Genomic DNA, 253 nt, shown 5'->3' on the forward strand with positions numbered 1-253 from the left:
TGCGTTATAGCGGTGCCTTAGGTCACGACTAGCAGCGAGCGTGATAAACTGGCCTACCGTATTGGGTTTTTTATTAAGGAGTTCGTTATGGCACGTGCCAGCGCCCGTCATATTTTGGTAAGCAGTGAAGAGCAGTGCAACGCACTGAAACAAGAGATCGAGAACGGCCGCGATTTCGCGGATGTAGCCAAGCAGCACTCCAGCTGCCCTTCTGGCCGTCAGGGCGGAGACCTGGGCAGCTTTGGCCCCGGCC

At 56.1% G+C, this 253-nt stretch carries 1 protein-coding gene; it reads left to right on the top strand.

Annotated features, from left to right (window positions below; translation table 11 throughout):
* Window positions 1–87: 87 nt before the first annotated feature.
* A partial coding sequence (locus tag R0J88_RS21875; protein WP_410901158.1) for a peptidylprolyl isomerase occupies window positions 88–253 on the top strand: 166 nt, incomplete at its 3' end.

Origin of the sequence: Pseudoalteromonas sp. SIMBA_162, from assembly GCF_046535955.1 — a bacterium.
GTDB classification, from domain to species: Bacteria; Pseudomonadota; Gammaproteobacteria; order Enterobacterales; family Alteromonadaceae; genus Pseudoalteromonas; species Pseudoalteromonas marina.